Source organism: Natronorubrum texcoconense, from assembly GCF_900100335.1.
GTDB classification, from domain to species: Archaea; Halobacteriota; Halobacteria; order Halobacteriales; family Natrialbaceae; genus Natronorubrum; species Natronorubrum texcoconense.
Map to the genome: position 1 here is coordinate 200,673 of NZ_FNFE01000008.1, position 8,145 is coordinate 208,817.

Consider the following 8,145-nt stretch of genomic DNA (forward strand, 5'->3'; position numbering starts at 1 on the left):
GGTCGCATGGCACGCGATTATCCGGTACGGGATCCAGGTGATCCCGAGACGAGCGATAGCAATACTGAACAGTCGACCTGGTCCGAACGCGGCACGATCGATCGCCGGTCGTACCTCAAGTTGGCCAGTGCGACGGCGATTGCTGCAGGTGCCGCATCCGGCGTCGCCGGCGCATCGAGCGACGAGTACGAGACGATCACCGCGCGTGGACAGGTGATTCGTATCGGCTCCGGCGAGACCTGGGAGAACAAACTCATCGATCTCGGCAACGGAAACTCGATCAATATCGTCGCCCAGGGAACGGATTGGACGATCCGCAACATCGGCATCACGGGAACGTTCCACCACAACACTCACGACTACCTCTTCTCGCTCGCCGACACGGGCGGGAACACGTCGACCCTCGAGAACGTCTACGCGGGCGAGGGGAACCCACGCGCCTCCTCCAACGAACGCGGCGGCGTCGTCTGGGTCGCCCCCGATCACAGCGGTCGGCTCGAGGTGACCAACGTCAACTTCTCGATCGCCGGCGCGCTCGGGATCTACGGCAGCGCTCCCGGATCCAACTCCAACGGGCGCGGCGGAGAGATTCACCTCCGGAACTGTTACGGTAACGACTGTCATCACACCGCGTTCCGAATCCCGGACAACGGCTCGAGCGTGCGAAACTGCGTCAGCTACAAGAGCGGAAACCGGACCGCAAGCCGGAGCGCATGGGTATGGGAGGGCCGCTTCGGCGGGAGTGCGACGTTCGAAGACTGTCATTTCATCACGAACGGAAGGGGGGTCGGTCTCGCCACGAACGGGAACCCGAACCTCTCGCTTTCGAACCTTCGGACCGACGACGGCAGCGGTGACGCCGGGAACCCACAGCACTTCGTCCCCGAGGGCTGTCCCGAGAGCGCCGAGGAAGCGGCTTCGGGGGGACGCTCCGACGACGGCGACTCGACTCCGCCGGTCGAGGACCTTCCCGAGAACACGCTCACCGTCATCGGCGAGGGTGAACCGACGAGGTACTACTTCGAGACGACCGGCGAGATCACCGGGAACCCCGAACGCGGCGACCTGCAGGAGCACGACGAGATCGACGGCACCAGCGCCGTCGGCTGGGTGACGACGCCCGACCACGTCGACGGCTTCTGTTTCGACGGCGACCTCGTCGACGTCGGCTTTCACGAGGGTGCTGCGAGGATCGAAGTCAACGGCGACGTGATCGATCCCGACGACTACAGCGACGACGGCGACGAGGAGGACGAAACCGGTCCCGACCACACGCTCACCGTCATCGGCGAGGGCGAACCGACGAGATACTACTTCGAGACGAGCGGCGATATCGAACCGAACCCCGAGCGCGGTGATCTGCAGGAGCACGACGAGATCGACGGCACCAGCGCCGTCGGTTGGGTGACGACACCCGAGAACGTCGATGGCTTCCAGTTCGAGGGAGAACTGCTCGAGGTCGGCTTCCACGAGGGTGCCGCGAGAGTCGAACTCGACGGCGAGGAGATCGACCCCGACGACTACTCCGGCGAGCCAGACCTCGAGAACCTGCTGCTCGTCGACGGCGTCGGCACGTCCGGCGGCACTCGCTACGAGTTCAGCGTCTCCGGCGAGGTCGAGAAATCAAACGAACGGAGCGCGACGATCGACGACGAAGACGTGATCGATAGCGGGACGGTTACGGGAACCGTCGCCGGCTGGCGCGACGCCTTCCGTTTCAGCGGCGACCTCGAGAACCTCACCGTCGACGGTCCGGCACGGGTCTTCGTCAACGACGACCGAGTCGATCCGAGCGAGTACGGTGCGGAGAAACCGCACGTGCTGACGATCGTCGGCAACAGGTCGCCGGCGAGCTACGAGGTCAGCGTCGACGGCGCGATCGGTCGGATGCCGGGCGACGACTCCACGGAGTCGACGACCATCTCCGAGAGCACGCTCGAGGGATCGATCGAACGCGGCGTCCAGCGCTTCCGGTTTTCCGGCGCAGTCAGCGATATCACGTTCATCGACGGCTCGGCGCACGTCTACGTCGACGAGGAACGCGTCGACCCTGCCGAGGTCGGCGACGCGGAACTGCTCCCGCACGCGGTCGTGATCGACGGGACGGATGCGGACGGCGAGACGACCTACTTCTTCGAGGTCGACGGCGACGTGATCGCCTCGAACTACCGCGACGCGTCCGTCGACGAGGGTGACGCCATCGAGGGAACGTCCGTCACCGGGAGCGTCGACGATTCGCTCGACGCCTACTGGTTCGACGGCGAGATCGTCGACTTCCGGGTGACCGGCGACGCGACCGTGGACGTCGAGTACAACGTCCGAAGCCGCTAACACCTCCGTCATTGCTGGCGATTGTCGGTGTCCGTTCGGTCGCGCGCGACTCGCCTTTCGACTCACGTCACCGGTGTGGGTAGGAAGGACTTTTATTCACGGCTCTCGAAGTACCGACTGGCTCCCGGCGACCGTCATCCAGTACCGGAGCAGTTCGCGTGCCAGCATCTGTTTCCGATTCAGGCGCGGGAGCCACCTTTCGAACTCACACCGCGAGCCGCGGCTCAGTTGGACTGTCTTGCATCCCACTCTTGGAAGAGCGCCGGTCTCAGGTAACTCATCCTCCACTTCCGAAGGGCCCCGATTCGACTGGCTTCTCCTACACTCCCGGAACGGGCTCCGGTTCGGGTCGGTCGGCGGGGACGTCGATGTCGAGCGTTTCGTAACAGAATCGCTCGAGGTCCCGCGCCTGCTCGTCCCAGCTGAACCGCCGTACGTCCTCGCGAGCGCGCGCGCCAAGTCGCTCCCGAAGCTGCGGTGAGTCGAGTAGCATCGTCAGTTTGTCGGCGAGATCCTGCGGGTCTCCAGCCCGGGCGAGGAGCCCGTTCTCACCGTTGGCGAGGTAGGTTTCGATGCCCTCGAGATCGGTCGTGACGACCGGGAGTTCACACGCCATCGCCTCGACGTTCGCCATGCCGAAGCTCTCGTCGTGACTCGGCAGGCAGAACACGTCGGCACCGGCGTGATAGGCTGGCAGCTCCGCGTTGGGGACCTCCCCGTGGATAACGACGGCATCCGCGATCCCGAGGGAGCGGGCTCGGCGTCGCACCCACCGTTCGTCGCCGCCGCCGACGACGTGGAGTTCCTGGCGGCCGTCGAGACGGGAGACCGCCTCGAGCAGGTCGCCGATACCCTTGGCTTCGATGAGCCGACCGACGAAGAGGACGATCGGGTCGTCGCTGTCGATCGCCGGATCGACGTCCGGTCGGAACTGATCCAGATCGATACCCGGGTAGATCACCTCTCCGATATCGTAGTCGAACGTCTCCGACACCTTCCGGGCGGTATCGTCGGAGTTCGCCAGAATCAGCTCCGTCTGGGAGAGTGCATCGCGCAGTTTGATTCCGAGACCGACGTCGGAGAACTGGTGGAAGGTGTAGATAGTCGGCACGTCGGTCAGGTTCGAGAGCAGGAGATCGTCGAGGAACTGGGCGGTAACGAGCACGTCGAGGTGGTCGTCGATGTGGTCGACGACGTCGTTCCGAGCGGCCCAGTACGTCATGAGGAGCTTCGAGTGATCCTGATCGGTGAGCGGACTCATCGCCTCGATCGAGTGGAGCCAGTGGTCGTCGAACGACGGCGTTTCGACGACGGTGACGTCCGATTCGGTTAGCACGGACGACAGCTCCCCCTGCTGGGTGTAGAGGTAGACGTCGTTCGATCGGCTGAGTGCGGCGGCTAGCTGCTGGGTGTAGACGGCGATTCCGCCGGCGTGGCGGGTCCCTGCAGCGTCGTGATAGAAGCCGATTTTCATACCCGGTGAGATGTTCTCGTACTGCTTTGTTATCTTCGACGTACTATCTCTTCGCCTCATAGGTCGGTCGAAACTGTGAGACAGTAGCCCTGATACCGACTGAGAGGGGGTATCGGTTCTCGCTCCGTTACGTTCGGCCCGCGTCCGGCAGTCGGCTAGCGGTATGACGTATAAAACATCGGGTATGTGGAGGATTACAATGGCTTCGTTCGGGTAGGTATCGGTCAGTGACAGCGAAACCGTCTCTACCTGCTCGATGGTCGAATCGCCCGTCGGAGTCCGCTGGTGGTGCAGTCGATATTTCGTGGCTCCGACGCTCGGTCGGTGGAGACGTCGAGTGCCGTTCCGGTGACCCGTGTCGAAACTACACCGACGATCGACGACTACTCGAGCATGTCGCTCACTGACCGTATCGTCGACGGGTTCAAGGCGACGCTTGGCGCCCGCCTCGTGAACAACCTCGCGAACGGGCTGTTGATGCTCGTGCTCGCGCGATTCCTGTTGACGAACGACGAGTACGGGCTGTTGTTTACGATCATCTCCGTTATCGCCGTCGCCCAGCTCGGTGCCGACCTCGGGATCGGCCGCTCGGCCGCCCGCTACGTGTCGGACAAGAAGGAAACCGAACCCTCGGCTATCCCCTATCTCCTCCGGACGTCGCTGGGCTACCGGCTGGTGTTGCTCGCGATCGTCTCCGGAGCGCTGCTGATCGCCCGCGAGCCGCTCGCCGCCGCCCTCGACATTCCCGAGCTCTCGACGCTGATGGTGATCGCCGTCGGCTACCTGATCTTCCAGTCGCTGTTCTCCTACCACATGACCCTGTTTCAGGGGTTCAATCGCGTCGATCTGAGCGCGATCATCGAAGTCATCAACAACGTCTCACGGCTGGTGTTCGTCGTCATCCTGACGGCCCTCGGTCTGGGGGTCGCCGGAGCGCTCTTCGGGTACATCGTCGGCGTCTTCCTCGGAACGATCGTCGGGCTGGTCTTCCTCTATCGCCGATTCTACACGAAGTACGCCGACGGCGGCGGCAGCAAGTCGCTCCGGAACCGGATGCTGAAGTACAGCGTGCCGCTGACGGCGACCCACGGTGCCGGCGTACTCGACAGGCAGATCGACACGGTCCTGGTCGCGTTCTTCATCAACCCCGTCGCGGTCAGCTACTACGTGCTGAGCAAGCAGATCACGGAGTTCGTGCTCGTTCCGGCCGGCTCGCTCGGGTTTTCGGTCTCGCCGACGTACGGCGAGGAGAAGGCCAACGATTCGCTCGAGCACGCTGCAGACATCTACGAGACGACGCTCGAGTACATGTTCCTGCTCTACGTGCCGGCCGCAGTTGGAATGATGCTCGTGGCCGAACCCGCCGTCACGCTCGTCTTCGGCGCCGAGTACGCCGGCGCGGCGCCGGTGTTGCAGGTGCTCGGCGTCTACGTCGTCTTCCAGGCGATTACCGACGTGACGACGCAGGGGCTCGACTTCCTGGGTCGGGCGAAAACGCGGGCGTACGCGAAGGGATCGACGGCGGTCGCGAACGTCGGCCTCAACATCGTGATGATCCCGACCTACGGGGTCACCGGCGCTGCCGTCGCGACGGTGATCACGTTCGGGATCTACACGCTGGTGAACGTCTACGTCATGCACAGCGAACTCTCGCTCGACTTCGTTCGGATCGCTCGTTCGCTGGTCGTGACGACGGCGATCGCCGGCGGGATGGGTCTCGCGGTACTGCTGTTGATTCCGTACGCGTCGAATCTGCCGGCACTGTTCGGCGTGATCGGTGCCGGGATCGCTATCTGGGGCGTGTTGGTCACGGCAAGCGGCGTGATCGACCCGCGCGAGACGATCGCGCAACTGACCTGAGCGTCGTTGGCGTTCGTCGATACTGGCCGTGAGTGTCGGCCGCGATTACTGATTGCGGACGTTGTACTGCACGTCAACCTCCGCTCTGCCGCGGAGCGTGAAGTCCTCGATGCCGCCCTCGAACCAGTAGGCGTCGAGGTGGTCGTCGACGACGCCGCGAACGGTTCGCCCCTCGATCACGTCGTTCGCGTCGATCGTGGCGTCCTGGTACGTCGACTTGAAGACTGCGCCGCTCGCCTCGAACGAGTACGCGCTCGGCTCCTCGTCTTGAGTCCCGTCGATGACCAGTGCGTGGGGGAGCAGTTCGTGGTCGCCGAAGTCGTCCGGGTCGATCTCCTCGTCGTCGAGGCTGACCGCGGCCTCGCCGTCGATGATGGAGACGTCCGTCAGCGCACCCGAGAACCGGAACGTCAGGCTGTCGTCGGTGACCGAACTCTGGACGGTCGATCCCGAAATCGTCGTCGCCTCGTCTTCGGGTTCGTCCTCGGAGTCGAGTTCGATCGTGCCGTCGACCGTGATCTCGAAACTCGTCGGCTCACCCTGACCCTCGACCTCGAGGACGTGTGGAAGGTCCTCGCCGTAGTCGGCCGGATCGATCTCCTCGTCGTCGAGCAACACCGTCGCCGGTCCGTCGACGGTGAGCGCCTCGAGCTCGCCGCTGAATCGGAAGGCGTCGCGCCAGTCGGCGACGACGCCGTGGGCGACGGCATCTTCGATCCCGGCCGCGTCGTCGATCGTCGCGCCCTCGTAGTTCGACGGTTCGACGTCGCCGTCGACCGAGAACTCGTATCGCGTCACGTCCGACGCGTCGCCGTCGAAAAGGAGCGTGTGCTCGAGTTCCTCCTCGTCGGGTTCCGAACCGCCGTCGCTCCCGCTATCCGACTCGCCCGAAGCGGCTTGCTCTGCACTGGTCGGAACGCCGTCTGGGATGGAAAGGTCGGGACTGCTCCCCGCGTTGGAGGTGTTGACACGCCCTTGCGTGCCGCCCGCGACGGCGCCGCCGTCGAGCGCGACCGACGCTCCGTGGTGCGTGATCACGGCCGCGTTGTACTGGCCGGCGTCGAAGTGACAGTCCTCGACGGTGCAGCCACCGGGTTGCCAGACCCACAGCGGGCGGCCGGAGCTCTCGTTGTAGTTGCCCCAGCTGCCGTACTCGGTCGAGTAGTCGGTGTTGTCGTTGTACGCGACACAGTCGCGGAGCGTGTCGCCGCCGCTGGCGGCCCGGAACGTCGTGACGCCGTTGTTCTTCCCGAAACATCGCTCCCACGTAACGGATCCGCCCCTGGAACTGTTCGAACAGTACCAGCCGTTGTTGGGATAGCCCTGTACGTTGCACTCGCGGAACACGACGTCGGCGCTGGCGCTGGCGTGGTAAAAGATTGCGCCCGGACCGTGGACGAAGCTCGAGCCCGACTTGTTCGCGCCGTCGCCGATGTAGATGTTCTCGAACTCGACGGTTCCTCGAGGAGCGGTGATCGAGAAGATGAAGCCATCTCCCTGGTAGAGACCGCTGATTCCGATGTTTCGGATGGTTGCCGCACCGTCGACGACGAACGTGATTCCGTTTCCGTTCGAGACGTCGACGAGCTTGTTTTCGAAGGTCTCGTTACCGATCCTGATCACCTGCCCGCGCGCCTCGATGACGTCGTAGTCGCCATCGTCGGCGCTCGCACCGGTACTAAATACCGCTGCCGCCGCGGTGGTTGCTCCGGCCAACTTCATGTAGGATCGCCGGCCGAGTAATTCACTGGTCTCGTCATTACTGGTCGACGACAGTTCGTCGCCGACGCATCGATCGTCATCCGGTACCGAAGATTCGCGTGCCATGCAATCGGGTAATCTAATACTACCACCATAAACTTTCTCCTCTACTTATCTTAAAATTAATAGACTATATCTCCAATCTGAATTTTCCTTCACGAAACCATCGACGAATAATCGCGAAATTTTATATATTAGTGAGATCACGAGACGTTCCAAGTAATCATAATTTACCAGGAATACGGCTCCTAGACCGCTTCTAGCCCTATAGTAATATAGTATTACTACAAATTGCGTCCGTTCAGGGTGGCAGAAACTGGCCGAACGATTCGATACGCCGGGATACCGGACTGACAGTGGCTAGAGACTTATCCGCAAGAGAGATGGTCAAGACGGAGCGCACTACCGATACAGGGGGACGCACGTGGCTGTCACGTTCGGTAGTTGCACCGGTGGGGTTACTATCGAATATGGCAGGAAGGCGGAACGGAGCGGTAGCGGGAGGCGGACAAAAACGTCGCTGGCAGCGTGGGCAGCAGTAAGTTCGTCAACGAAGATGGCAGATCCGTCGTCAGGGGGTGAGAAATGAGTTCACAGCGAGAACTGGCGCGGCGTCGCCGGTAAAGGGGTGAGTCGCAGTGAGAATGAAGGAGGACGTCGTCAGCGGGGATGTGGACTCGGTCGATGGAGGGGGTGGAGGGGTGAGTCGCAGTGAGAAT

The 8,145-nt window shown here is 62.9% G+C and carries 4 protein-coding genes; 2 read left to right on the forward strand and 2 right to left on the reverse strand.

Features of this window, described 5'->3' with window-relative positions; translation table 11 throughout:
* The first annotated feature begins 6 nt into the window (after positions 1-6).
* Complete coding sequence (locus BLT08_RS20535) at positions 7-2,331, forward strand: hypothetical protein (RefSeq protein WP_245724298.1); 2,325 nt, start codon at positions 7-9, stop codon at positions 2,329-2,331.
* A 319-nt stretch (positions 2,332-2,650) separates the two neighbouring features.
* Here BLT08_RS20535 and BLT08_RS20540 read toward each other — a convergent pair whose 3' ends face one another.
* Entirely contained in the window at positions 2,651-3,805 is a 1,155-nt protein-coding gene (locus tag BLT08_RS20540) for a glycosyltransferase family 4 protein (protein ID WP_090311779.1), read from the reverse strand.
* Between the two features lie 393 nt (positions 3,806-4,198).
* Here BLT08_RS20540 and BLT08_RS20545 point away from each other — a divergent pair, with 393 nt between their 5' ends.
* Positions 4,199-5,665, forward strand: a complete 1,467-nt coding sequence (locus BLT08_RS20545; protein WP_245724299.1) for a flippase — start codon at positions 4,199-4,201, stop codon at positions 5,663-5,665.
* 45 nt (positions 5,666-5,710) lie between these two features.
* On the opposite strand, the gene BLT08_RS20550 is transcribed toward BLT08_RS20545, so the two are convergent.
* Entirely contained in the window at positions 5,711-7,492 is a 1,782-nt protein-coding gene (locus tag BLT08_RS20550; protein ID WP_090311784.1) for a hypothetical protein, read from the reverse strand.
* Between the last annotated feature and the right edge of the window lie 653 nt (positions 7,493-8,145).